This window comes from Serratia sp. CY81684, assembly GCF_052166595.1.
Classification (GTDB): domain Bacteria; phylum Pseudomonadota; class Gammaproteobacteria; order Enterobacterales; family Enterobacteriaceae; genus Serratia; species Serratia nematodiphila.
Map to the genome: position 1 here is coordinate 938,571 of NZ_JBJNOO010000001.1, position 25,169 is coordinate 963,739.

Consider the following 25,169-nt stretch of genomic DNA (forward strand, 5'->3'; position numbering starts at 1 on the left):
CCATGCTCAGGATACTTGCACTGACGCTGTCCTTAGTGTTCAGCGGTTACAGTTACGCTTCATGTTACGGCAACGGCATCCAATATGCGCCGCCTATCTACGTCGACTTGTCAGATAAGCTCAGCGCCAAGACACCGGTCTGGGAAGGCAGTTTTTATACGCAATACAGCGGTTCATTTAGCTGTTCAACCTCGAGCAGCGAATTCGGCTATACCCGGATCCTGTCAACCGACAGCTCGAAAGCGACCATTCTGGGATTCAGCAATGGAAAGTATTGGGTGCGAGCAGAGATAATCAACGATGTCGCTAACAAGAAACTCAGTGGCTGGGGAACGCACAACGCCTCGGAACTGAATGAGCCGATGAATATTCGCTTCAGTCTGGTCAGCAAGACAGGCACATCGATCCCCGGCGATACCGTCAGCCTTAAGGACGTGATGTTCGTGACCGATCTGAGCGGAATGTCGTTGCTTGAGATCATTTTATGGCCGGCCAAGCAGTTGCTGAAAATTTTGACCTGGCTGCTCAACGGTTTCAACTGGCCTTACGATCAGCGCGACATGTACGGGCAGCCGATGACTATCAAATACGCACCTAAAATGACGACCTGCTCTTTCGACAACGCCGGCTTGGCGGTGAAACTGCCGACGCTGGGAGTGTCCCAGATAACTCAGGGCACGCAAAATGGGCTGACGCCTTTTACGCTCAATTTCAGCTGTCAGAGTCGACAAAGCGACGGGACGACCGATCGTGATATCAATATGTTTTTATCCAGCAATAACCTGCTGTCATCGGATAATTCAGTTTTGATTGACAAGAGTGCTGGGGCGGCGAGAGGTGTAGGTATTCGTCTGGTGAATGCTAAAAAACCGGATACGCCCGTTATGTTAGCGCTTTCCAACACGGTACAAGGCTCGGCGACATCATTATTTCATGTTGGCGTCGGTAATGCATTGGATGCGCAATTTTCCATCGGCATGGCGGCCTATTATTATCCTTACGACAAGGTTACCGTGAGCAGCGGGACGATTAACACATCGGCCACGCTTAATATTATATATAAATGAATCTTCTGTTATTTTTAATAATAAAAAACAGGTTGATACGAATAAGAAAAATCTTAACATGGTAATTGATGGCAAATATTATTATTTGAATAATATTGGTTTTTAATCAGGATCTCTATGTTGAGGATGAACTGTATGACGGAACAAATCCAGATCGGTGTTAAGGTGGAAAAGTCGCTAAAAGATGAGGTTGACGTAATTCTTCGCGGTTTGGATATTAAACCGACGACGGCGATAAATGGACTCTATCAATATATTTCGCAGCACGGTGAACTTCCTTTTGTCATATCAACCAGTGTGAAAACGCCGAAGGACATCGCCGGAGGGTTGTTCAAAAACCTCTTCTCCTTACAGAACACTCTTCGCGTATTTTTCGATAAAGTCCAATTAAAACAGGGTATAAGTAGGGGTGAGGTGCTGATCATTCTCGATATACTGCGCGATTTCGTCGTTGGATTCCGCCAGAATGCGCAATATCTAGGGATTTCGCCATTTGGCCAGCGTGTCGTCTGGAAGGATGCCGTATGCGCGGTAGAGGGTATTCATGAAATTTTAGATAATAATGTAAAATACAGTGAAGAAGGTGTTATGTATCTGGATGATTTTTATCTTTCATCGTTGTCCGGGTTGTTGAGCTCATTATGTACTTCTCTGAAGTAAGTTAACCAACACCGATTAACTCACATCGTTTCCATGGGCTGTCTAAAAAATGGCCCATGACGAATGGCAACGGAATGACTTTATGCAAGTGGCTATCTTTTCCGACGATTACTATTTATTTTATGGGATGTCGCAGCTTTTGATGCCTTTTGAGGGTATTGAGGTCATTAATCTCTATTCACCCGCCGGCGGCAGAGGGCACGCTGTTTATTGTCATGCGGATATGGTTATTGTTTCTTTTTCTTCTATCTGCCGGATCATGAATTTTTTGTCGCATATTATAGACAGACCTGACCATGCAATCGTGCTGACCGGTGTGGAAACGCCGCGCCTGTCGAATTTTAATTGTCTAAAAAAAAGCATCGGGTTGGTCGCGTTCACGGAGGCAATCACGTCGTATGTTGCAAGCGGCAAAGGGCAGCGTCTGTCGTCGAGAGAGATTTCGGTATTGGCCATGCTGTTGGCGGGTAAACCCAATACTCGTATTGCCAAAGCATTAGGCATTTCCGAGAAAACCGTCAGCCAACATAAAATGAATGCCATGCGTAAGCTGGAGATTGAACGTTTTCATCAGTTCATTTTGGCTGCGGATGAGCGAGTGTAATCGCAATCCCACAGGGGCGTTGGCCGCGGGGAGAGTGCCTGTTCATCCGTGCTCGTCCGGGCGCACGAAAATATGCGCGCCGGCGCCCTGTTGGCCCAAAATATCGTTTGGGTTGCGCAGCGGGCAGTCGGCGAGCGACAGGCAGCCGCAGCCGATGCAGCCGTCGAGATGGTCGCGCAGCATGGTCAGTCTTTGAATGCGCTCATCCAGCGTTTTGCGCCAGGCGGAGGACAACACGCCCCATTGCTCCGAGGTCAGCTTGCTGCCGGCGGGAAAGCGGCCCAGCGTGGCGCGGATCTCCTCCAGCGGAATGCCCGCGCTTTGCGCGATCTTGATCACCGCGATGTAGCGCAACACCACCGGCGTGTAGCGGCGCTGGTTGCCGGCGTTGCGCGTCGCCTGAATCAGCCCCTTGCTCTCGTAAAAGTGCAACGCGGATACCGCTACGCCGCTGCGCTTCGCCACTTCCCCAACGGTCAATAGCCGATAGGTGTTAATCGGTTCATTTCTTGCCATTCCACATTCCTCGGCTTGACCTCAGGTTAACCTGAGGTTTTATAGTGCAGCCAGCCGGGCTTGGCAACCGGCATCTTTCGTCACTTGCCTGCGCTGCGTCGGGGGAAGGGTGGCTTTGGCTGTAAAATCAGGAAGAAACCGTTACATGATGAAACGATACCTCATTATTGCCGCGCTGCTGGCGGCGCTCGCCGTCGCTGCGGTAGCGATGCGATCCACCGCGCGGCAAAGCGAAGGCGCGCCGGCCTATCCGCCGGTGAAAGTGGCACTGGCGCCCGCACTGCGTGAACAGGCGGCGCGCAGTTACGCCGGCGTAGGCGAGCTGGAGGCGGCCAGCCAGGTGGAAGTGGCGGCAGAGACCAGCGGCCGCATCACGCGCATCCTGTTCGAATCCGGCCAAACGGTACGGCAGGGGCAACTGCTGGTGCAGCTCAACGATGCGGTCGAGCAGGCTGAGCTGGTGCGCCTGCAGGCGCAGCTGCGCAATGCCGATCTGCTGCTGGGGCGCATGCGCAAGCTGATGAACCTCAACGCCACCGCGCGGCAGCAGTTGGACGATGCGCTGGCTGAACGGGATATGGCGCTCGGTGCGGTGCAGGAAACGCAGGCCAAAATCGCGCAAAAGGCGATCCGCGCGCCGTTCTCCGGCGTCATCGGCATTCGCCGCGTGCATGAAGGGCAATACCTCAACGCCGCCGAGGCGGTGGCCAACCTGGTGGATGCCGATACGCTGCGGGTCAATTTCTCGCTGGACGAACAAAGCAGCGCCGGGTTGGCGCTGAGCCAAGCGGTATCGGTGCAGGTCGGCGCCTATCCCGATCGCGCTTTCCCCGCCGCTATTACCGCTATCGACCCGATGATCGGCAAATCTCGCACCGTGCAGGTGCAGGCGACGTTGACTAACCGCCAGGGATTGCTGAAGGCCGGCATGTACGCCGGCATTCGCGTCACGCAGCAGCAGCGCGTGGCGGTGCTGACGGTGCCGGAAACGGCGCTGACCTATACGGCGTACGGCGATACCGTGTTCGTCGCGCAGCAGGGTGAAAAGGGCATGACGGTCAAGCGCGTCTCGGTCACCGTGGGCGAACGCAATGATGGGCGCGTCGAGATCGTCAGCGGCCTGCAGGAAGGCGACCGGGTGGTGACTTCGGGCCAGCTCAAGCTGAGCGACGGCATGGCGGCCGAGCCGGTAGCGCAGGATGCTCTGAACGCCGCCCAGGCCGGTTCCTGAGGAGAGACCGATGACATTTACCGATCTGTTCGTGCGCCGGCCGGTGCTGGCGCTGGTGGTCAGCACCTTGATTCTGCTGTTCGGCGCGCTGGCGCTCAGCAAACTGCCGATCCGCCAATACCCGCTGCTGGAAAACTCTACCATCACCATCAGCACCGACTATCCCGGCGCGTCGTCCGAGCTGATGCAGGGCTTTGTTACGCAGCCGATCGCCCAGGCGGTGTCCTCCGTCGAGGGCGTTGACTACCTTTCTTCCTCCTCGGTGCAGGGGCGCAGCGTGGTGACGGTGCGCATGGCGCTGAACCGCGACTCTACCCAGGCGCTGACCGAAGTGATGGCCAAGGTCAACCAGGTGCGCTATAAGCTGCCGGAGCAGGCTTACGATCCGGTGATTGAGCGTTCCGCCGGTGAAGCCACCGCCGTGGCCTATGTCGGTTTTTCCAGTAAAACGCTGTCCACGCCGGCGCTGAGCGAATACCTGACGCGGGTGGTGGAACCGATGTTCACCACCATCGACGGCGTCGCCAAGGTTGAAGTGTTCGGCGGGCAAAAAATGGCGATGCGCCTGTGGCTGGACAGCGATCGGCTGGCTGGCCGCGGTCTGACCGCTGCCGACGTGGCCGATGCGGTGCGGCGCAACAACTACCAGGCGGCACCGGGCAAGGTGAAAGGGCAGTATGTGGTTGCCAACGTGCGGGTGAATACCGATCTCACCAGCGTAGAGGAGTTTCGCAATCTGGTGGTGCGCAACGACGGCAACGGTCTGGTGCGCTTGAAAGACGTCGGCACCGTGGAGCTGGGCGCCGCAGCCACGGAAACCAGCGCCTTGATGGATGGTGAACCGGCGGTGTTCCTTGGCGTCTTCCCTACGCCGACCGGCAACCCGCTGGTGATCGTCGACGGCATTCGCCACCTGATGCCGGCGATCGACAAGATGCAGCCGCCGGGCGTGAAGATGGCGCTGGCGTTCGAGACCGCGCGCTTTATTCAGGCCTCGATCGATGAAGTGGTACATACCCTGCTCGAAGCGCTGGCGATCGTTGTGGCGGTGATCTACCTGTGTCTGGGATCGCTGCGCACCGTGCTGATCCCGGTGGTGACCATTCCCTTGTCGATTCTCGGCGCCGCCGGGCTGATGCTGGCCTTCGGCTTCAGCGTCAATTTGCTGACGCTGCTGGCGATGGTCCTGGCGATCGGTTTGGTGGTGGACGACGCCATCGTGGTGGTGGAGAACGTGCATCGCCATATCGAAGAGGGGAAAACGCCGCTGGCGGCGGCGATGATCGGCGCACGCGAGGTGGCCGGGCCGGTGATCGCCATGACCCTGACGCTGGCTGCGGTCTATGCGCCGATCGGCCTGATGGGCGGGCTGACCGGCGCGCTGTTTCGCGAATTCGCGCTGACGCTGGCCGGGGCGGTCGTGGTGTCCGGCGTGGTGGCGCTGACGCTGTCGCCGGTGATGAGTTCGCTCCTGCTGCCGGCCAAACAGAGCGAAGGGCGCGTGGCGCACGCCGCCGAGTGGTTCTTCGGCGGCCTGACGCGGCGCTATGCGCGCGCGCTGGATTTCTCGCTGCATCAACGTTGGCTGACCGGCACGCTGGCGTTGCTGGTGATGATCAGCCTGCCGCTATTGTACCTGATGCCGCAGCGCGAGCTGGCGCCGACCGAGGATCAGGCCATCGTACTGACCGCCATCAAGGCGCCGCAGCAGGCCAACCTGAACTATGTCGAACGCTTTGCCTACAAGCTGGACGAGGTTTACAACCGCATGCCGGAAACCGAAAGCCGCTGGATCATCAACGGCAGCGACGGCACGGCGTCCGGCATCGGCGGCATCAACCTGACGCTGTGGCAGGCGCGCCAGCGCTCGGCGTCGGCGGTGCAGGCCGATCTGCAACGGGCGGTGAACGATGTTGAAGGCACCAGCATTTTCGCCTTCCAGCTGCCCGCCTTGCCAGGCTCCACCGGGGGGCTGCCGGTGCAGATGGTGCTGCGTACGCCGCAGGACTACCCGCAGCTGTACCGCATCCTGGAGGAGGTGAAACAGAACGCCAGAAACAGCGGCCTGTTTATGGTGGTGGACAGCGATTTGGACTACAACAACCCGCTGGCGGAGGTGCACATCGATCGCGCCAAGGCCAACAGTCTGGGGATACGCATGAGCGACATCGGTGAATCGTTGGCGGTGTTGGTGGGAGAGAACTACCTCAACCGCTTCGGGATGGACGGGCGCGCTTATGACGTTATCCCGCAGAGCCTGCGCGAACAACGGCTGACGCCGCAGGCGCTGGCGCGGCAATATGTTCGCGCCCAGGACAATACGCTGGTGCCGCTCTCCACCGTGGTATCGGTGGCCGTTAAGGTCGAACCGAACAAGCTGACCCAGTTCAACCAGCAGAACGCCGCCACCCTGCAGGCGATTCCCGCGCCCGGCGTTTCGATGGGCGAAGCGGTGGCTTTCCTCGAACGGCAGGCCAATGCGCTGCCGGCCGAATTTAGCCACGACTGGCAGGGGGATTCGCGCCAATACACCCAGGAGGGCAGCGCGTTGGCGTTCGCGTTCCTGGCGGCGTTGGTGATCATTTACCTGGTGCTGGCGGCGCAGTACGAGAGCCTGAAAGATCCGCTGATTATCCTCATCACCGTGCCGCTGTCGATCTGCGGCGCCTTGCTGCCGCTGGCGCTGGGCTACGCCACGATGAATATCTATACCCAGGTCGGTCTGGTGACCCTGATCGGGCTCATCAGCAAGCACGGCATTCTGATGGTGGAGTTCGCCAACGAGCTGCAAATGCATCAGGGGCTGACGCGGCGCGCCGCAATTTTGCAGGCGGCGCAAATTCGTCTGCGGCCGGTGCTGATGACCACCGGGGCGATGGTGTTCGGTTTGATCCCGCTGCTGTTCGCCAGCGGCGCCGGGGCTGCCAGTCGCTTCGGCCTGGGGCTGGTGATCGTCTCCGGCATGCTGGTGGGCACGCTGTTTACCCTGTTTGTGTTGCCGACGGTGTATACGCTGTTGGCGCGCGATCACGCGGTAGCCTCACCTCGTCAGCGTGAGTTGGCCGCCGCGCAAAAGGCGCTGACGGAATAATCCGCCGGCGCCCGCGTGAAGAATAAACCCGCTTCGGCGGGTTTTTTCGTCAGTTTTTGCAGCCCATCAACTCCGGCAGAACGCCCGGTTTGCTCTTCAGCGAAGCCTGCACGTCGTCCGGCAGACCGGCCCAGATGATCAGGCCGGTGCGTTTCTCGATCTCGTCCACCGTCACGCGGAATTGGCAGAAATCGGCGCCCTTCGGCGTGTTCTGGTCGAACAGGAAGGCGGCATAGTGGTTCACCGCCGGGCTGTTGTTGATGAAAATCACCTTCCAGTAGGCGCTGGGGATGGTGTGCGCTTTCTGGGTGCCCGGCAGTTTGCCCATATCGCGCTCATACAGCGGCCCGGTCACGGTATAGACCGAGGAGATATCGGCGCGATCGATCAGCTTGCGTTCCTGATCTTCCAGCCGAGCCCAGGCGCCCTGGTTCAGATCGGACTTTTGCGGCGTGATGTTGGACAGGTAGTTCAACGATTCCCAGTCGGAAACGCCCGCCAGCGAGGCCAGCGGCGCCTGATGACCGCGATCGACCTTCAGTGCGGCGTTGGCGCCGGTGTAATCGGCGGGCGCCAGGGTGTCCGCCGGATTGAGCGCCGGATCGGTTTTCCAGTTGCGCGTCTTGCCGCTGGCCGGCGTGTCTTTGGTGATGTGATAGGCCACCCAGTTGGCGAACTTGGTGGTGCTGTTGTTGTTCAACGTATAAGCATGGCGCACGATAGACACGTTGCTGCTGCCGCCGGTCGGGCAGCCGACCGCGCAGTTGTCGATGGATTCGAGCGTGTCGGCCGACGCCTGCGCGGCGAACAGCAGGGCGGCCAAGGCCAACATCTTGTTGTTAAAGCGCATATTCATATCCTCAATAAGTTAAAAAATACTGTATATATTTACAGTGAATTAAACTTATCGCAGTGAAACGAATACAACAATGCAACATATGTGTGTTGTGAATGTGTCAGTCATGGTACAGCCAGGCCACACGTTAAATACGGCGGAAATAAAAACGGCGTCCAACAGACGCCGTTTCAAAGGGGGTTATTCCAGCAGGTCGTTGACCGTGCGGCGAACGTAGTGCGTCATCTGCGCCAGATCGCCCGGTGACACCGGGCCGCCGCCGGCGCGCACCACCTGCTGTTCGATCTGGGCGATTTCCTGTTCGACCTTGTTGGCGATCTGCACTTTGACTATCTTGTCCACCGAAGACAGCAGCACCTTCAAGACGACTTTCAGCGCGATGTTTTCGCAGAACGAGTCGTAGTGATGAACCGGCGGCGGCGGGGCCGGAGCCGGCTCGGGCGCGCGCGGAGCCAGAGCCTTGAAGCTGTCTACATTTTCAATAATAAGATCCATGTCTCTTATTAGCTCATCAAAATCTTTAGACACTGACTTATTCCCTTCGCTGTGCGCAAAAAACAGAACGCCCGTCCTCGGGCTGAAAGCGGATGAGCGACGGGCAGAACGAATTCGGGCCTGGCCTTCAGACGCTGAATGGCCGGGGGAGGGGCATTCTAACCTTGCGGCGGGTCGGCAACAAGATGGGGCCGTGCGAATGCGCGGCCCTTTGGATCACGAGGCTGGAGGGCGCTTAACTTTTCAGCTTGGCGGTGATTTTGGCCACGTGTTCGCCCTGATAACGGGCAATGGTCAGCTCTTCGTTGCTCGGCTGCCGCGAACCGTCGGCGCCGGCGATGGTGGTGGCGCCGTACGGGGTGCCGCCGCGCACCTGTGAAACGTCAAACAGCTCCTGCGTCGCATAGCCGATCGGCACGATGATGAAACCGTGGTGTGCCAGCGTGGTCCAGGTCGAACTGATGGTCTGTTCCTGGCCACCGCCGGTGCCGGTGGAGGAGAAGACGCTGCCTACCTTGCCGTACAGCGCGCCGGAAGCCCACAGGCCGCCGGTCTGATCGAGGAAGGTGCGCATTTGCCCGGCCATATTGCCGAAGCGGGTCGGCGTGCCGAAAATAATGCCGTCATAGTCCGCCAGCTCTTGCGGGGTGGCGACCGGCGCCTGCTGGTGTTGCTTGCCTCCGGCCTTGGCGAAGGCCTCCGGCGTCATGGTTTCCGGCACGCGCTTAATCGTCACGTCCACGTTATCGACCCGATTCGCCCCTTCGGCCACCGCCTGCGCCAGGCGTTCGATGTGGCCGTACATTGAGTAATAAAGCACCAACAGTTTCGTCATGTTTCGTACTCCCTCTCAGATGATCAACAAAAACCCCTGATAAGCATAGAAGCGAATGACGAACTTGGCGTTACGGCGTTACTTGATGCCGGCGATCGCCAGCAGGGCGCCAAAGGCGATCAGCAGCCCGCCAAAGGTACGATCGATGCCGCGGCGCAAACGCAAAAAGCGCGCATTGACGCCCGGCGCAGAAAATAGCAGCGCGACGGCGGCAAACCAGAAGATATGGACGGCGGCGATAAAAAGACCATAGCCGATTTGCACGCCGAGCGGGGTGTGCGGAGAAACCACCTGCATGAACAGGCTGACGACGAAGATGGTGGTTTTCGGGTTTAGCGCGTTGGTTAAAAAACCGGTTTTCAAGGCGGCGAAATCGCTGATGGCGGCCGGCGCTGTTGTGGGGGCTGCATCATGGTGCGCCGCGTTGCGCAGCAGCGTAACGCCGAGGTAGATCAGGTAGGCGGCGCCGATGGCTTTAAGCAGGTTAAACAACCAGGGCGACTGTTGAATCAACACGCCGACGCCAATCAGCGTATAGCTGACATGGATCAGCACACCGGCGCCGATGCCGCAGGCGGTCAAGACGCCGGCGCGGCGCGAAAGCAACAGGCTATTGCGCGAGACCATGGCGAAATCCGGCCCCGGGCTTATCACGGCGAGTAAAGTAATGGTGACGACAGCGATGAGTTCAGTCATAGTTATCCTTGCGGTGTTTATCAATAGAGTGACTGATTTATAAGAGTAATTTTTCTCGGTGACAAACGATGAATAGTGACAGTATCGGTGAGAAAAACTCACGCAAAACCGGCAGGCCGTTGCCGTTGGGCGGGCTGCGTTGCTTCGAGGCCGCCGCGCGGCTGGAAAGTTTTACGCAGGCGGCGCAGGGGCTGAATTTGACGCACGGCGCCGTCAGCCGGGCGGTGCGGGCGCTGGAAGAGGAACTGGGCGTGGCGTTGTTTGAGCGCCGCCATCGGCGGGTACTGCTCACGGCGGCGGGGCGCAAGCTGTTTCAGGCGACGCAGCAGGCCTTCGGCATTCTGGATCATACCGCGCTGGAACTGCGCCAGCAGGCGCTCGACGCGCCGCTGGTCTTGTCCTGTGAACCGACCTTGTTGATGCGTTGGCTGATCCCGCGTCTGCCGGCTTTTCAGCAGGCGCACCCGGATATCAACTTACAGCTGGTGGCCGGTGGCGGGCCGTTTTCGTTCCATGACGGCATTACGGCGGCGATCAGGCGCAATGACTTCGATTGGGGAAAGCAGGTGCATAGCCTGGCGCTGTTCAGTGAAAAGGTTGGGCCGGTGTGCCAACCCGAGGCGTTGGCAAGGATGACGATCGCCGAGGGCAGCCTGCGGAGTTTGCGGCCCGGCACTAAACTGCTGCATTCTGCCACCCGGCCGGATGCCTGGCGGCACTGGGCGCAGCAGCAGGGGATGGCGTTGGCAGGGCATTCGGAGCAGCGCTTTGATCATTTCTATTTCAGCCTGCAGGCGGCGGTCGCCGGTCTTGGCATCGCGATCGGCCCGTGGTTGCAAGTGCGGGACGATCTGGCCGCTGGTTTGTTGAGTGCGCCGTTCGGTTTTACGCCTGACGGCAGCGGCTATTACCTGCTGTCGCCACAGGCGATCGTGCCGGGCAGTGCGTTGGCCCGGCTGGCCGAGTGGCTAACGCTCACGGCAGACGCCTGAGTTTTTGCGCCAGACGCTGTTCCTGCCAGCGGCTGAAGGCATTGCGCAGCAGCAGAGTGCGCACCGCCCGCATGACCAGCGCGAGGCTCATGCCGCCGATCGCCCACAGCGACCAGAGATAGTGCGGGTGGGTAAACCAATTAATAGCGAACAACATTACGCCAATCACGGCGAAACGCACCGCCATGCTCAGCAGTTTGCCTTCTGCCGCGACCTGGCGACGAAGGCGCTGTTCGTCAGGCTCCTCCATTGTCTGTTGCGGCTGTGCGTTGAGATCGCGGACCTGCATGCCCAGCGCGGCGGCGATCGCGGTCAAGGTTTCCAGGCTGGCCTGTTCGCCGTTTTCAATTCGCTGTACGGTGCGGGTGCTGAGGCCGGCGATGGTCGCCAGCTGCTCCTGCGACCAGCCTTTTTCCAGACGTAACGGCCTGATGCGGTACTTTTGCATGATGCACTCCCGAGTTCGCTGTCACTGTCATCCAGTGTAGGAGGCGCGGGGTGGCGACGCCACGACAGCGGCACGACAGCGACACGACATCCGCCGCCGGCGCGGGCTGGCGGGCAGTCAGAAGGCGACGTTGCGGATAAAGCGCAGCGGGAGATCGCCGTGGTTGGCGTAAGCGTAACGTTGATCGCTGTTGAAGGTTTGCGCGGCGCCGGCGCTGAGCGTCAGCGTGCCTTGTTCCAGTTCCAACGTCAGGGTGCCGGCAATCACATAGATCATTTCACTCCAGCCTTCGGCGTCCGGCGCCGAGTTATAGCGCTCACCCGGCATCAGCGTCCATTCCCACAGCTCGGCCCGTTGGCGGGCCGGCACGCTGGCGGCGAACAGCGCCTGGCTGCCCGGCTGTGCGCCTTGCCAGGCCAACTCTCCCACCAGATGGCTGCCGCGCGCTTCCGGCGCCTGAATCAGATCGGTAAAGGAAATCGCCAGGGCGGCGGCGATCTTGTCGAGCACCGCCAGGCTGACGTTGCGATCGCCGGCCTCGATGCCCGCCAGCATGCGGCGGCTGACGCCGGAAAGTTCGGCCAGCGCCATCTGGCTCAGGCCCGCCTGTTGGCGGTAGCCGCGCAGATTGCTGCTCAGGTACTGCAGCACTTTGGGGGGATCGGTTTTCGCGTTATGCGCCGTATTGCTCATCGCCGGACTTTATCTCATACTGGCAGGATCTGTGCATTATATTGCACTCAGCAGGAAGGGCAAGCCGGTGTCAGCAGCAAAAAAATCCTTTATTTCCGCCGTGGTTCCGCAGATCAGGCTGCCGGAAGCGGTGTTGATTTTCATCACCATGATCTGGGGCGGCACCTTTTTGGCGGTGCACCACGCGATGCAAGTCAGCGGGCCGTTCTTTTTTGTCGGCCTGCGTTTCGCCACCGCCACGCTGGCGTTGACGCTGTTTTCGCTGCGCGTGCTGCGCGGCCTGACCCTGTATGAACTGAAGGCGGGCGTGCTGATCGGGCTGGCGATCATGTTCGGCTACAGCATGCAAACCGTCGGTCTGCAGACGATTAGCAGCAGCCAATCGGCGTTCATCACCGCCATGTACGTGCCGATCGTGCCGCTGCTGCAATGGCTGGTGCTGGGGCGCTTCCCCGGCATCATGTCGTGGATCGGTATTCTGCTGGCCTTTACCGGCCTGATGCTGCTGGCGGCGCCGAGCAGCACCGACATGACGCTGAGCCTCGGCGAAATGCTGACGCTGGCCGGCACGCTGGGCATGGCGGCAGAGATCATCCTGATCGGCGCTTTCGCCGGCAAGGTGAATATCCGCCGGGTGACCATAGTACAGCTGGCGACCGCCTCGCTGGCCTCGTTTTTGATGATGGCGCCGACCGGCGAGTCGCCGCCGCCGTATTCAGATTACCTGCTGTACAGCGCCATAGGGCTGGGGCTGGCCAGCGCGTTGATTCAGCTGACCATGAACTGGGCGCAGCGCAGCGTTTCACCCACGCGCGCTACGGTGATCTACGCCGGTGAACCGGTCTGGGCGGGCATCGTCGGGCGGCTCGCCGGTGAGCGTTTACCGGGCGTGGCGCTATTGGGGGGCGCGTTGATCGTGATCGGGGTGGTGGTCAGCGAGCTGCGCGTGCGGCGCAAGGATAAAGCGGCGGTGGCGACGGAAGCGGATTAGCGCAGAGGCGTAAAAAGAAAGGGGCGGAGAGATCCGCCCCTTTTTTGCATCACGCGGTTTTCTTCTTGCGCAGGAACACGTAAGACAGGCCGAGCACGATGAACCACAGCGGGGTGACGATCAGCGCCTGGCGGGTGTCTTCGCGCAGCGACAGCAGCACCAGCACGAACACGAAGAACGCCATGCACACCCAGCACATCAGTTTGCCGGCAGGCATTTTGTAGATCGATTTCTGGTGCAGCGCCGGGCGCCGTTTACGGTAGACCAGGTACGAACACAGGATGATGGTCCAGACGAACATGAACAGAATCGCCGATACGGTGGTCACCAGAGTGAAGACCGTCATCACGTTCGGGATCAGGTAAATCAGCACCACGCCGCCCAGCAGGCAGATACAGGAGAAGGTGAGGCCGTTGGCCGGCACCGCGCGCTTGGACAGGTTGGCGAACGATTTCGGCGCGTCGCCTTCCTGCGCCAGCCCGAACAGCATGCGGCTGGTGGAGAACACGCCGCTGTTGGCGGAGGAGGCGGCGGAGGTCAGCACCACGAAGTTGATTACGCTGGCCGCGGCCGGCAGGCCGATCAGCACGAACAGTTCAACGAACGGGCTCTTGTCAGGCACCACGGAGTTCCATGGCGTCACCGACATGATAACGATCAGGGCGAACACGTAGAACATGATGATGCGGATCGGAATCGAGTTGATGGCGCGCGGCAGCGACTTCTCCGGATCCTTGGTTTCCGCGGCGGTGGTGCCCACCAGTTCAATGCCGACGAAGGCGAATACCGCGATCTGGAAGCCGGCGAAGAAGCCGCTGATGCCTTTCGGGAACATACCGCCGTCATTCCACAGATGGGTGAATGAGGCCACGGTGCCGGTCGGCGACTGGAACTGCATGACGATCATCACCAGCCCGGCGACAATCAGCCCGACGATGGCGACGATTTTAATCATCGCAAACCAAAACTCCATTTCGCCGAACATCTTCACCGTCGCCAGATTAAGGCCGAGCAGCAACAGCACGCACAGCAGTGAAGCGATCCACTGGGAGAGTCCCGGGAACCAGAACTGGGCGTAGGCGGTGATCGCCACGACGTCGGCAATGCCGGTGACCACCCAGCAGAACCAGTAGGTCCAACCGGTGAAGAAACCGGCCCACGGGCCGAGCAGATCCGCGGCGAAATCGCTGAACGATTTGTACTCCAGGTTGGACAGCAGCAGCTCGCCCATGGCGCGCATCACGAAGAACAGCATAAAGCCGATGATCATGTACACGAAGATGATCGAGGGGCCGGCCAGGCTGATGGTTTTACCGGAACCCATAAACAGGCCGGTGCCGATGGCGCCGCCGATGGCGATCAGTTGAATATGTCGGTTAGTGAGGTTTCGCCGTAGATGATCTTCTGAAGCGGGCGTCGCATCAGTCGCTATTTTAGAGTGATCTACCATCTGATGATGTCCTGTTTTACCTGTCATTAGTGAAGTCGCGAGCTCTGAAGTGGCTCTTTTTTATACATTTATCCGGTTGGCCCGGCTTTAGTAAGGTAGTGCAATAACGCCACCTTTGTGCAACATGTTTACAACATTTATACGCGGGATAAAAGTCGATCACTCTTTACACGGAGGAGGCAAATCGGACGTTCAGGGAGCGGAAGATTACTCTTCAAAAGAGGGGATTAACAGACCTTATGCGGCTTATCTCGTTGATTAAACAAAGGGTTGCAAAATTCGCATGAGAAAAAGTAATGAGTGTAAGCGTTTGACAGCGCCGCCGACGAGGAGGACAATTTACCGCGTTGGGTCGTTAGCTCAGTCGGTAGAGCAGTTGACTCTTAATCAATGGGTCACAGGTTCGAACCCTGTACGACCCACCAACCAAATCAGCGTGTTACGCTCAGGCTTTTCTTCGTTTCTTCCCGCATTGCGCCGTTTTAAGCGCGCATTCTGCAAAAAAATTCGCATTTTTCGACTGATGTTCAGAAAGGTGATCTGGCGCAAACTGCAATGTTGCACCGGACTTTATACGGCAAGGAAGGCTGTGCGCTGGCGCAACGTCGGCGTCGGGGCGGGCCATTTGCCCAAGAATCTTTCAGGTCAGGAAACGGGGAATAAATGCGCAGCCGACATCAAAAGCAGCGCCCAGACGGCGGCCGAGAGCGCGGCGGTGGCATAGACGCGCCGCACCGGCAGTTGCAGCATGCCGGCCATCAGCGGCACGGTGTAACGCATCACCGCCAGAAAACGCGAGGCGAACAGCAGCGGTAGCCCGCGTTTTTGCAAGGCGTTTTGCGCTTTGCGCAGCGGAGCGTGAAAGCGCACCGGCAGCCGGCGGCCAAGATCTCGGCGGCATAGCAGAGCGCCGAAGTGGAAAGACAGGATCGAGCCCAACGCGGCGCCGAGGGCGATGGCCGCCCAAACTGCGCCGAAGGGCAGCGCGTGCTTGCCCGCCACGATGCCCATCAGCAGCGTCACCGAGGCGGGCGGCAGGGCGGAAGACACCACGATCACGGATTTTCCCAGCGCGAACAGGAAAATCAGCAGCAGCAACATCTCCGGTTCCGGACTGTATTTGGCGATAATGTGCGTCAATTCATCCATTTAACACCTGCGGGCGAGAGGGCTGAGTGCCAGTGTCCCATCCGCAGGTTCAATAAGGGTTAAATAACGCGCCGCTATCCGGCGATCTCCGCGTCTTGCTTGCTCACGTCGGTGCGCCGGTTTCTGAGCGCCCACAACAGCGTGGCGCACAGCAGCGAAAAGGCGGCCAGCACCAACGGCCCGGCATGCGGGCTGTGAAAACGCTGTTCCGCCTCGGTGCGGATCAGCGGGGCTAAAAAGCTGAATGCGGCGCCAAGCGTGGTGCAAAAACCGATGCCGGCCGCCAGCGCCGGGCCGGTCAGCACCTGGGCGGGAAACGTCCAGAAAATCGGCTGTACCGCCAGGAAACTCACTGCGCAACAGCTCAGGGCGACGATGGCGAGCAAAGGGCCGGCATAGGAAGAGACCACCAAACCCAGCGCTGCCGCGACCATGCAGCCGACGGCGATCGGTAATCGTCTGGCGGTTTTTCTGTCGGCATAGCGCGGCAGGAAATAGACGCCCAGCGCGGAGAACGCCCAGGGAATAGCGGCCACCAGCGAGGCCTTGAAGCCAAGATGGGTGCCCATCAGCGAGGCGACCTGCGACGGCAGGAAAAACATCAGGCCGTATACGCCGATCTGCAGGGTGCCGTAGATCAACGCCAGATGCCAAACTTTGCCGCTGCTCATCGCCGCTTTGACGCTGCTGGTTTCGGTCTGCTGCTGTTCATCGGCCAATTGTGCCACCAGCGCCGTGCGTTCTTCCTCGCTCAGAAAGCGCGCCTGCCGTGGATTATCGTCGAGATAGAAAAAGGCGAAGACGCCGAGGACGACGGCCGGCAATCCTTCCAGCACAAACATCCAGAACCAGCCGGGTTTACCCAACACGCCGTGCATCTCCAGCAATGCTCCCGATAGCGGTGAACCGAGCGTCAGCGCCGCCGGCACGCCGAGCACGAAAATGCCAATCACCGAGGCGCGCACCTTATTGGGAAAATAGATCGACGCCAGCAGCAGGATGCCGGGGTAAAAGCCGGCTTCGGCGATCCCCAGCAGAAACCGCAGGACGATAAATTGCTGTTCATTGGTCACCAGCCCGGTGCAGGCCGACAGCGCCCCCCACAGCGCGGTGGTGGCGCTGAGCCAGCGTTTGGCGCCCCAGCGGTTCATCAGCAGGTTGGCCGGGATGCCGAACAGCGCATAGGCGGCAAAAAATATCCCGGCGCCCAGGGCAAAGGCGGATTGCGACAGCGCGATATCGATGGCCATCGCGTCCTTGGCAAAGCCGACGTTAACCCTGTCGATAAAGGCGATGAAGTACATGGCGAACATCAAGGGCACCAGTCTGCGCCAGGTTTTGCGAATGGCGGCGTTGAGCGCAGGAGCGGCATAGGTGGCGTGATTCACTGGCGGTAACCTCTTTTCTGAGAATGACAAGCGTCGGTCATAAGGACCGTCCTGGCGCCGTTGCCCTCAACACGACGGTAACAGCGGACTTTTTTCGCAAACCCTAAAGGTCTAATGGTCAGGCCTTTTGGGGTGAAAAAATGCCGCGTATCGGGTCGGCAGATTGATGCAGACATCACCATGGTGAATGGTGTGTTGCTTTTTTGTTAATTGAAAGTTCACACAGGGCCAGGGCGCGTTCAAGCGCTTTGATCGAGATCTGTGTGCGCTATCACCGAATTGGCAACCCGGTGTTAGAGCTGGAGTGTGGCGCTTTCATCTCGCGAGGGAGGACGATAAGGTGAGGCACGGCAAAACAGAATGCAGGAGCGCAACATGCTGAAGGTCATCGCTGAAGATTTTATCCACCCGGAACACATTGACACCGTTATGCCGTGGTATCGCGAGCTGGTGGAGAAAACCCGTCAAGAGCCGCTGTGCATCAGCTATGAACTGTGCATCGACCAGCAGGATCCCGGGCATTTTATTTTTATCGAAAGCTGGCCGGATCGCGCCGCCCTGGATGTGCATTGTCAGACCGAGCATTTCACCCGGCTGGTGCCGCAGATCAATCACTATCAGCGCAAGCCTTGTACCTTCCTGTTTATGCAGGCATTTCCTGAAACAGGTGATAAATAGGCGAAAAAATCCCCGCAGGGGCGGGGTCAATGGCTTCTCATTACTATCTTGTTGTGTTTAAAAAATAGGCTGATAATGATTTTCATTCTCTAAGAATGCTCTTAAATAAATCAGCTTGGTGAATGATTCACTGCCTGCTTTTCGCTGGCGGTTTTAATGGCGCGCAACATACGGCGCCGTATCAACCCGCTCACCAGGCGAATCGCATACCAATAGGGGGTAAACCGCCGCCAGCTGGCGTCGTCGGGGCAGAAGATACGCGTTTCCGTCACCAGACGACAGCGCCCACCCTCGGAGGGGCTCACGACATAACCCAGCGCCAGTTTGGCGACGCCGGGCTGCGCGAAAGCCAGAAACCCCGCCCCGTCGGCGACCTGCGCCAGGCCGTATTCAGCCTGCCAAAATCGGCCGATCAGGCCATAGACCAACGCGCTCTCATCCTGCTCAAGCAGGCAAAAGTTATGCAGGCCAAACGGTGGCGGGCTGGGTTTATCGCGTGGCATCAGGCGCGCGGGCAATTCGCGTAGCGCTATCATGCTGCGGAAAAAACGATCGTGCCTGGGATCATAAGCGGCCACGGCCTCCAGGATCCGCGCCTGCGGTGCGGTGATGGCGATCGCATGCCGCTCCGAGAACTGGTATTGCCCAAGGTATTTATTCAGTAGCGTCATGCTTTGCATTCTCCCGCCATTCGCTTTGCAGCAGGGCGAAACCGAATTCGTCGCCCCATGCGCCTTTGAAAAACACGTTTTGCCGCCAACAGGCCTCACGGCGAAAGCCCAGCTTACTGAACAACGCGGCGGCGCGAAGATTACGCGCGTCTACCACCGCAGTAATGCGGTGTTTCGCCAGCGGCCCGAACAGCAGGGCGATGACGGCGCTTAGCGCCTCGCGCGCTTGTCCTTGCTGCTGATGAACCGGATCGAAGGTCACGCCCAGTTCAGCCTGACGCCCTTCATCGAAAAAATGCACCGCGACATCGCCCAGCAACGCGCCGTCTTCGCGGCGCTCGACCGCCAGTTGAAACCAGCTGTCGTCACGGTTGAATTCGAGCTGCCGTTGCTGTGCGAAAAAGGCCTGTGCCTCGGCGGCGCTGTAGTCGCTCCAGCTTTGATAGCGCGCCACGTCAGGATGGCTGCGATAGGCGGTAAAGTGGGGCAGATCGTCGGCGGTGAACGGGCGCAGGATCAGTCTGGGGGTCTGTAGAGGCAAATGGCGCATTGTTTTTCCTTATCAGCGCATTAGGGCTACCGGCAGTGTAGCCCAGCGCCGACAGACAGGCTGTGTAAAATGAGCGGTGGAGGACAAACGGGAAATGCCGGTTCAGGCGAACCGGCAGGGGCATTATCGGCGGGCGGCAGCCTGACGCAGGCGCTCGACCGGGCCTTGTTGAAAATCGAATGAGGGGGCTTCTTGCCGCGCCAGCCCCTGACGCACGATGGCCTTAACCGCCTGGCTGGCGGCAAGATCTTTTCCGGCGATCTGCTCGGCGATGCGCAACGCTTCTTCCCGGGCCGAACTTGCGCTGATGCGGGAAATGGCGCCGTGTGACAACGCTTCCTGTGCGCCGACGGTTCTGCCGGTCAGCAGCCAGTCGAGCGCGACATAGGGGGAAATACGCGCCGGCAAGCGCGCGCACCCGCCTTGTGCGGCGACTAACCCGAGCCCGGTTTCGGGGAAGCTGAAGCGTGCGTTCTGGCCGGCGACGATCAGATCGCACGCCAGGGCCAGCTCAAATCCGCCCCCGTACGCGATGCCGTCAACGGCGGCGATGATCACCTTGGCGATCTGTGCATGGATCAGCCCGCCAAACCCCTCCGGCGTGACGATGGGCAGTTCACCCTGATGAAAGGCGTTGATATCCATGCCGGCGGAAAAGACCGCCGGTTGACCGGCCAGGACGATCGCTCGCACTGAGTCATCGTTATCTGCCTGCCGCAGGTAGGTGCGGATCAGCTCGGCCATCTGCAGGTTGATGGCGTTCTTTTTTTCCGGCCGATTGAGGGTGATGACCGCAACCTGCGCGCCATAACGTTCGTAAAGCACCGGCGGTGATTCACTCATCGCTGGCCTCCCCGCGGAAAAAGATCAGCGTCAGCAGCAGGGCGATGGCGCCGAGCGGCAGCGAAAACAGCGGCAGGTAATAGGCCGGCAGCGCGTAGAGCGCCAGGCCGCCCAGCATGCCGCCCGCCGCAATGCCGGCGTACAGCACCGAGCTGTTGAGCGATACGGTCAGCGCGCCAAAGCGTTTCGATAGCGACAACAGGTGATGCTGGATCGGCACCAGATACATCCAGCCGGTGATACCCCAGACCAGAAAGATGGCCAGCACCCACCTGGGGGAAGTGACATAGAAGGCCAGCAGAAACAGGGACAGCGTCTGGATCGCCACGGAAAACAGCAGCACGAACTTGCTGCCGAGGGCATCGGTTAACGCGCCGGAGGCAAAATTGCCGATCACCGCGCCAATGCCGAATACCAGCAGCGCGAGGGGCAGGATCGCCTGCGGGCCGAACTGGGTGTTTTGCAGCAACACGCTGACGTAGCTATAGACGATGTGTTCCGAGCAAACGGCAAAAAAGGTGATCAGTAGCGTGGTCAGCACCGCCTTTTGCCGCAGCGGGGCGAGCCGCTCTTTCAGCGAATGCTTGCCCGGTGGCGCAATGGCCCGCAGCGCCAGCGACAGGCCCAGCAGCGCAATGGCCCCCAGCAGGGCGATGAACAGGAAGATTTCACGCCAGCCGATCAGTTTGGCAAGAAAGGTGCCGAACGGAATACCGAGCGCAATAGCCAACGTCATACCCCCATAGACGATGGAAATGGCCAGGCCGCGGCGTTTTTCCGCCACCAGCCCTACCGCAGCGGCGGCGGCCTGCGGCGTGTAACAGGCCGCCCCCAATGCCGCCAGCACTCTGCCGAACGAGATCTGCAGGTAGCTGGTGGCCCAGGCGCAGGCCAGGTTGCCGGCGATGAACAGCACCAGCGCCAACTGCAGGATATGCTTGCGGTTGACGTTGCCCAGCAGCCAGGCGGTGAGAGGGGCGAACAGCATATAAGCCAGCGCGAATACCGATATCAACTGCCCCGCTTGCGCGGGGCTGACGGCAAAGGTATCGGAAATGTCGCTGAGCACGCCGGCGACGATAAAGGCGTCGGTGCCGATGGCGAACGTGCCGGTCGCCATCAGACAGAGCGTGATCAGATGGCCGTTATAATCCGCTAACTTCATCCCGCCCTCCGCAGATCGTTCGCCGCCCAGACTCGTCCCAGCGCCGCCAGGAAGGTCTCCACGTCGGCATGGGAGTGCGCCGAGGTCGGCGTCACCCGCAGCCGCTCGCTGCCTGCGGGCACCGTCGGTGCATTGACCGGTTGCACGTAAATATCGTGTTCATCGAGCAGCACTTTACTGATGTGTTTGTTGCGGTGCGGATCGCCGACCAGCAGCGGCAGGATATGGCTGTCCGCCGACACCAGCGGGATGCCGGCGGCGCGCAGGCCGGTTTTCAGGTGATCGACGATCGCCAGCAGGTGTTTGCGTTGGGTGTCATGCTCGAGGTTGTATTTAAAACTGGCCAGCGCGGCGGCCACCACCGGCGCCGGCGACGAGGTGCTGAAGACGAATGCCGGGGCCCAACTGCGCACTGCCTCCACCACCGAGCGGGGCGCGGCGATATAGCCGCCCGCCGCACCGTAAGATTTGCCGAACCCGCCCTGAATAATGGTGATTTTATCCAGCAGGCCCAGTTGTTCGGCGTAGCCCAGCCCCCGTTCGCCATAGACGCCGGCGGAGTGGATCTCGTCGAGATAGGTCAGCGCCTGATACTGCTCCGCCAACGCCACGATCTGCGCCAGGGGGGCGAAGTCACCGTCCATGGAATACAGCGACTCGAAAGCGATTAGCTTTGGCCGCGCCGGATCGGCGGCCTGCAGCAGCTCGGCGAGGTGTGCCACATCGTTGTGGCGGAAGATTTTTTTCTCCGCTTTGCTGTAGCGGATACCGTAAATCATCGAAGCGTGATTCAACTCGTCGGAGAACACGATCAGATCGGGAATGGCGTCGCACAGGGTGGATAAGGTGGCGTCGTTGGCGCCGAAACCGGTGGTGAACAGCAGCGCCGACTCTTTGCCATAGGCGCTGGCCAGCAGCGTTTCCAGCTCGCTGTGGTAGACCGAGGTGCCGGAAATGCTGCGGGCGCCGCAGGTGCCCAGCCCGACCCGGTTAACCGCATCGGTGGTGGCCAGCAGCACTTTGGGGTGGTGGCTCATCGCCAGATAGTCGTTCGAGCACCAGACGTTGAGACGGCGCTCACCGTGATGGCCGTGGCTGGTGGCCCAGGGTTTGTCCTGCACGCCGCGTTCAAGGTTGAGGAACTCGCGAAAACGCCCCTGTTTTTTGGTTTCCGCCAGCTTTTCTTCAAGAATGTTCAGTACGCTCATCGTATGTTCCTTGTGTTAAACGGCTTTAAGGTTTAATGACAGCCCCTGACCGACGCCGACGCACATCGTCACCAATGCGTTGTTCGCCTGTTGGTCGCGTAATTCCAGCGCTGCCGACAGCACCAGGCGCGCGCCGGACATCCCCAGCGGATGACCGAGTGCGATGGCGCCGCCGTTCGGATTGACCCGCGCGTCGTTGGCGCCGATACGCCAGTGTTTCAGCGCCGCCAGAACCTGTGAGGCGAACGCTTCGTTAATCTCGATGATGTCGAAGTCGTTCAAGGTGAAGCCGCCGCGCTGCAGCAAGCGCTCGGTGGAGGCGATCGGCCCCAGCCCCATCAGCGCCGGTTCAACGCCGGCGGCCGCGCTGTCGCCGATCTCCGCCAGCGGTTGCCACCCCTGGCGCTTCACGTAGCGACCGGAAGCCAATAGCAGCGCGGCGGCGCCGTCGTTGATGCCGGAAGCGTTGCCTGCCGTGACCGAACCGCCGGCGGAGAACGCCGGTTTCAGCGCCTGTAGCTGTTGCAGCGTGCTGAGCCGGGGAAATTCATCCTGCGCGAATGTGCGGGTCGTTTTACGATCGGCCGGCACGTCCACGGGCGTGATTTCCCGCGCCAGCCGGCCGCTGTCGATCGCCCGGCGGGCCTTCTGCTGCGAGGCCAGCGCGAACAGGTCCTGTTCCTCGCGTGAGATATGTTGCCGTTGGGCTACGTTTTCCGCCGTGATGCCCAGCGGATCGCTGCCGTAGCGCTCCGCCAGCCGCGGGTTAACAAAGCGCCACCCCAGCGTGGTGTCGTACAGCTTCACGCCTTTGTCGAACGGCGTTTCGCCTTTGCTCAGCACATAGGGCGCGCGGCTCATGCTTTCCACACCGCCGGCCAGAATCAGTTCGCTGAGGCCGCTGCGGATTTTCGCCGCGGCGTAGATCACCGCATCCAACCCGGAGGCGCAAAGGCGGTTGAGGGTGATGGCAGGCACCGACGGATCCAACCCGGAAAGCAGCGCCGCCATGCGGGCGACGTTGCGGTTGTCTTCGCCGGACTGGTTGGCGCAGCCCAGGACCACTTCGTCCAGATCTGCTTCCGCCGCCGGATGGCGCTGCAGCAGGCTGCGAATAATCGTCGCCGCCATATCATCGGGGCGGGTATGCGCCAGGCTGCCGCCATAGGCGCCGATCGCCGTGCGCGTGCCGTCGATCAGATAAACGCCGTCATCTTTAATGCTCATCATGGATCCTTAAGGCGTGGTCGTCAGCGCCGGTTGCGCGGTGTGCAGAAGGGTGTAATGCGGCGCATAGCGCGCCGCGTGCAGCAGCTGCGCCAGATTGCTCAGCGTCGTCCTGACGTTTTTCTCCCCCAGCTTGCCGAGCCAGTCGAAAATGCCGCCGGCGTAGTTAACGCCCGCGACGGCGGCGACATCGATGTCTTCCCGGCTGCAGACGCCGCTTTCCACCATGATCACCGACTCATTGATCAGGCTGCTGAGGACGCGGGCGACGATAAGCGCCGGGGAGTCCTTGATAAATTCAACCTGCGGGATTGCCGTGTGCAGCAGGCGTAAAAACAGCGCCTTATTGGCAGCAGAAGCGTGGCGGCTGTGCGCCGCCACCAGATACGTGGTGTCGGCGTAGTTCAGGGCGACATCGACCACAAAGGCATCCGCTGCCGTCTGCTCGGCCAGTTGGCTCGCCGTGCGGCCATCGGTGATGCTGACGGTGAAAGCGTCATTGATCTGGACGGCCGCTCCCAGCCCCGGTAATGCCGGCCGTTGTTCCACGCGCAGCTGTGGCCACTGAAGCGCGGCTCGCTGCTGCAACAGGGTAAAAAAAGGGTGCTCGCCGTAAACGCGCAGCGTCTCGACGTCTGCATTGTTGGCGGCCGTCACCGGCGGGGCGGTTTCTTCGGCGGCAAAATAGGAGCGGCCGTTCTTTTTCCCCAACAGACCGGCATCGACCAGTGAACGCTGCAGATGACCAGGGGTATAGCGCGGGTCGTATTGCATGTCCTGCCAGATTTGCCGGCTGACCTGATAGTTGATGTCTTGGCCGATAAAATCGGTCAGCTCGAGCGGCCCCATGCGGAAGCGCCCGCCAGCCTTGAGGGCGCGGTCGATCTGCGCCGCGCGCGCCACATGTTCTTCCAACAGGCGGAACCCTTCCAGGTAGTAGGGGCGGGCCATGCGATTGACGATGAACCCCGGCGTGGCCTGGCAGACGACATCGCGTTTCCCCAACGCCGCCACCAGTTGGCGGCAGCGTTCCGTGGTGGCGTGCGCGGTAAAGTAGGCCGGAATGATTTCAATCAGCTTCATCAGCGGCGCGGGGTTGAAAAAATGCAAACCGATAAAGCGTTCGCTGTGCGTTACCGCAGTTGCCAGCTTGTTAAGCGACAGTGAGGAGGTATTGGTGGCGATCAGCGTGTCGGGCTTGACCACTGCGGCGATGGCCGCCAGCACCTCAAGTTTGGTTTGTTCTTGCTCGGCGATGGTTTCTATTACCAGCTCGCTGTCGGCGATGGCCTCAAACACGGAAGTGAACATCAGATTGGCCAGCACCGCGTCTTTATCCTGCAGCGCGATCTTGCCCTGTTCGACTTTCTTATTCAGGTCTTGCGCGATATATTCGCGAGCTTGATTGAGGGTATTGCCGTTGCGATTATAAAGCATCGTGGGAATGCCTTTTTGCGCGAAAAGATAAGCGATGCCTCTGCCCATCGTTCCCGCGCCGATAATCGCAGCCGATTGAATTGCCGCATTACTTTCTGCCATAGAAAATCCCCGTCACTGTATGCCATGCGAAATTCGCAAATGCTTATTATCTCTTTGGATTTACGGCGGCACTGGGTGCCTGTCTGGAAAGTAATTGGTGGTGTCCTGGCTGTCTAACGGTAGAAA

The 25,169-nt window shown here is 59.8% G+C and carries 25 protein-coding genes and 1 tRNA gene; 9 read left to right on the forward strand and 17 right to left on the reverse strand.

Annotated elements, in window-relative coordinates:
- Window positions 1-2: 2 nt before the first annotated feature.
- From ACJ8QF_RS04545 to ACJ8QF_RS04555, 3 genes are all read left to right on the forward strand, one after another.
- Window positions 3-1,067, forward strand: a complete 1,065-nt coding sequence (locus ACJ8QF_RS04545) for a fimbrial protein (RefSeq protein ID WP_275095693.1) — start codon at window positions 3-5, stop codon at window positions 1,065-1,067.
- 135 nt (window positions 1,068-1,202) lie between these two features.
- Window positions 1,203-1,727 (forward strand): hypothetical protein, encoded by a 525-nt coding sequence (locus tag ACJ8QF_RS04550; RefSeq protein ID WP_346593311.1) that lies wholly within the window; start codon window positions 1,203-1,205, stop codon window positions 1,725-1,727.
- 82 nt (window positions 1,728-1,809) lie between these two features.
- On the forward strand, window positions 1,810-2,331 hold the full coding sequence (locus tag ACJ8QF_RS04555) for a helix-turn-helix domain-containing protein (protein ID WP_275095695.1): 522 nt from the start codon (window positions 1,810-1,812) through the stop codon (window positions 2,329-2,331).
- A 42-nt stretch (window positions 2,332-2,373) separates the two neighbouring features.
- Here the strand turns inward: ACJ8QF_RS04555 and soxR are convergent, their stop codons facing one another.
- Complete coding sequence (soxR, locus tag ACJ8QF_RS04560) at window positions 2,374-2,847, reverse strand: redox-sensitive transcriptional activator SoxR (protein ID WP_004928063.1); 474 nt, start codon at window positions 2,845-2,847, stop codon at window positions 2,374-2,376.
- Between the two features lie 145 nt (window positions 2,848-2,992).
- Here soxR and ACJ8QF_RS04565 point away from each other — a divergent pair, with 145 nt between their 5' ends.
- Both ACJ8QF_RS04565 and ACJ8QF_RS04570 read left to right on the forward strand, forming a co-directional pair.
- Entirely contained in the window at window positions 2,993-4,078 is a 1,086-nt protein-coding gene (locus ACJ8QF_RS04565) for an efflux RND transporter periplasmic adaptor subunit (RefSeq protein WP_442537301.1), read from the forward strand.
- A gap of 10 nt (window positions 4,079-4,088) precedes the next feature.
- Complete coding sequence (locus tag ACJ8QF_RS04570) at window positions 4,089-7,169, forward strand: MexW/MexI family multidrug efflux RND transporter permease subunit (protein WP_442537302.1); 3,081 nt, start codon at window positions 4,089-4,091, stop codon at window positions 7,167-7,169.
- A gap of 49 nt (window positions 7,170-7,218) precedes the next feature.
- Here ACJ8QF_RS04570 and ACJ8QF_RS04575 read toward each other — a convergent pair whose 3' ends face one another.
- The 4 genes from ACJ8QF_RS04575 to ACJ8QF_RS04590 all read right to left on the reverse strand — a co-directional run bounded on the left by ACJ8QF_RS04575 (window position 7,219) and on the right by ACJ8QF_RS04590 (window position 10,051).
- Window positions 7,219-8,019, reverse strand: coding sequence for a DNA/RNA non-specific endonuclease (locus tag ACJ8QF_RS04575; protein ID WP_015377376.1), 801 nt, complete (start codon window positions 8,017-8,019; stop codon window positions 7,219-7,221).
- A gap of 186 nt (window positions 8,020-8,205) precedes the next feature.
- Window positions 8,206-8,520, reverse strand: coding sequence for a hypothetical protein (locus tag ACJ8QF_RS04580; protein WP_004928047.1), 315 nt, complete (start codon window positions 8,518-8,520; stop codon window positions 8,206-8,208).
- Between the two features lie 235 nt (window positions 8,521-8,755).
- Entirely contained in the window at window positions 8,756-9,355 is a 600-nt protein-coding gene (gene wrbA / locus ACJ8QF_RS04585; RefSeq protein WP_004928045.1) for an NAD(P)H:quinone oxidoreductase, read from the reverse strand.
- Between the two features lie 78 nt (window positions 9,356-9,433).
- Window positions 9,434-10,051 (reverse strand): LysE family translocator, encoded by a 618-nt coding sequence (locus ACJ8QF_RS04590; protein WP_442537303.1) that lies wholly within the window; start codon window positions 10,049-10,051, stop codon window positions 9,434-9,436.
- Window positions 10,052-10,119: 68 nt separating this feature from the next.
- Between ACJ8QF_RS04590 and ACJ8QF_RS04595 the strand changes: the two genes are divergently transcribed.
- Complete coding sequence (locus ACJ8QF_RS04595) at window positions 10,120-11,043, forward strand: LysR family transcriptional regulator (protein WP_088381451.1); 924 nt, start codon at window positions 10,120-10,122, stop codon at window positions 11,041-11,043.
- On the opposite strand, the gene ACJ8QF_RS04600 is transcribed toward ACJ8QF_RS04595, so the two are convergent.
- A complete protein-coding gene (locus tag ACJ8QF_RS04600; RefSeq protein WP_197752804.1) occupies window positions 11,027-11,491 on the reverse strand; it encodes a helix-turn-helix domain-containing protein in 465 nt (154 codons plus the stop codon). The two genes, ACJ8QF_RS04595 and ACJ8QF_RS04600, sit on opposite strands and share 17 nt — an antisense overlap.
- A 117-nt stretch (window positions 11,492-11,608) precedes the next feature.
- Window positions 11,609-12,184 carry a helix-turn-helix domain-containing protein gene (locus tag ACJ8QF_RS04605; protein ID WP_004928032.1) on the reverse strand — a complete coding sequence of 192 codons (576 nt, stop codon included), beginning with the start codon at window positions 12,182-12,184 and terminating at the stop codon, window positions 11,609-11,611.
- Window positions 12,185-12,251: 67 nt separating this feature from the next.
- Here ACJ8QF_RS04605 and ACJ8QF_RS04610 point away from each other — a divergent pair, with 67 nt between their 5' ends.
- Complete coding sequence (locus ACJ8QF_RS04610; RefSeq protein WP_004928030.1) at window positions 12,252-13,175, forward strand: DMT family transporter; 924 nt, start codon at window positions 12,252-12,254, stop codon at window positions 13,173-13,175.
- A gap of 49 nt (window positions 13,176-13,224) precedes the next feature.
- Here the strand turns inward: ACJ8QF_RS04610 and cycA are convergent, their stop codons facing one another.
- Window positions 13,225-14,625 (reverse strand): D-serine/D-alanine/glycine transporter, encoded by a 1,401-nt coding sequence (gene cycA / locus ACJ8QF_RS04615; RefSeq protein ID WP_197752802.1) that lies wholly within the window; start codon window positions 14,623-14,625, stop codon window positions 13,225-13,227.
- A 349-nt stretch (window positions 14,626-14,974) separates the two neighbouring features.
- Here cycA and ACJ8QF_RS04620 point away from each other — a divergent pair.
- Window positions 14,975-15,050, forward strand: a tRNA-Lys gene (locus ACJ8QF_RS04620).
- Window positions 15,051-15,270: 220 nt separating this feature from the next.
- Here the strand turns inward: ACJ8QF_RS04620 and ACJ8QF_RS04625 are convergent.
- Window positions 15,271-15,774: a DedA family protein gene (locus ACJ8QF_RS04625; protein ID WP_280630685.1), complete on the reverse strand. Its 504-nt coding sequence runs from the start codon at window positions 15,772-15,774 to the stop codon at window positions 15,271-15,273.
- Between the two features lie 74 nt (window positions 15,775-15,848).
- Window positions 15,849-17,087, reverse strand: a complete 1,239-nt coding sequence (locus tag ACJ8QF_RS04630) for an MFS transporter (protein WP_393925164.1) — start codon at window positions 17,085-17,087, stop codon at window positions 15,849-15,851.
- A gap of 450 nt (window positions 17,088-17,537) precedes the next feature.
- On the opposite strand from ACJ8QF_RS04630, the gene ACJ8QF_RS04635 reads away from it, so the two are divergent.
- Window positions 17,538-17,840, forward strand: a complete 303-nt coding sequence (locus tag ACJ8QF_RS04635; RefSeq protein ID WP_015377386.1) for a putative quinol monooxygenase — start codon at window positions 17,538-17,540, stop codon at window positions 17,838-17,840.
- Between the two features lie 110 nt (window positions 17,841-17,950).
- Here ACJ8QF_RS04635 and ACJ8QF_RS04640 read toward each other — a convergent pair whose 3' ends face one another.
- From ACJ8QF_RS04640 to ACJ8QF_RS04670, 7 genes are all read right to left on the reverse strand, one after another.
- A complete protein-coding gene (locus ACJ8QF_RS04640) occupies window positions 17,951-18,511 on the reverse strand; it encodes a hypothetical protein (protein WP_280630684.1) in 561 nt (186 codons plus the stop codon).
- Window positions 18,495-19,061, reverse strand: a complete 567-nt coding sequence (locus tag ACJ8QF_RS04645) for a GNAT family N-acetyltransferase (protein ID WP_280630683.1) — start codon at window positions 19,059-19,061, stop codon at window positions 18,495-18,497. The genes ACJ8QF_RS04640 and ACJ8QF_RS04645 overlap by 17 nt, the downstream gene beginning before the upstream one ends.
- Before the next feature lie 123 nt (window positions 19,062-19,184).
- Complete coding sequence (locus ACJ8QF_RS04650; RefSeq protein WP_004928009.1) at window positions 19,185-19,904, reverse strand: enoyl-CoA hydratase-related protein; 720 nt, start codon at window positions 19,902-19,904, stop codon at window positions 19,185-19,187.
- Window positions 19,897-21,069 carry an MFS transporter gene (locus tag ACJ8QF_RS04655; RefSeq protein WP_442518489.1) on the reverse strand — a complete coding sequence of 391 codons (1,173 nt, stop codon included), beginning with the start codon at window positions 21,067-21,069 and terminating at the stop codon, window positions 19,897-19,899. Before ACJ8QF_RS04655 ends, ACJ8QF_RS04650 begins: the two co-directional genes overlap by 8 nt.
- Window positions 21,066-22,277: a 5-aminolevulinate synthase gene (gene hemA, locus ACJ8QF_RS04660; RefSeq protein WP_015377390.1), complete on the reverse strand. Its 1,212-nt coding sequence runs from the start codon at window positions 22,275-22,277 to the stop codon at window positions 21,066-21,068. The genes ACJ8QF_RS04655 and hemA overlap by 4 nt, the downstream gene beginning before the upstream one ends.
- A 15-nt stretch (window positions 22,278-22,292) precedes the next feature.
- Window positions 22,293-23,504: an acetyl-CoA C-acyltransferase gene (locus ACJ8QF_RS04665; protein ID WP_442518488.1), complete on the reverse strand. Its 1,212-nt coding sequence runs from the start codon at window positions 23,502-23,504 to the stop codon at window positions 22,293-22,295.
- Between the two features lie 9 nt (window positions 23,505-23,513).
- On the reverse strand, window positions 23,514-25,043 hold the full coding sequence (locus tag ACJ8QF_RS04670; RefSeq protein ID WP_442537304.1) for a 3-hydroxyacyl-CoA dehydrogenase NAD-binding domain-containing protein: 1,530 nt from the start codon (window positions 25,041-25,043) through the stop codon (window positions 23,514-23,516).
- Window positions 25,044-25,169: the final 126 nt, after the last annotated feature.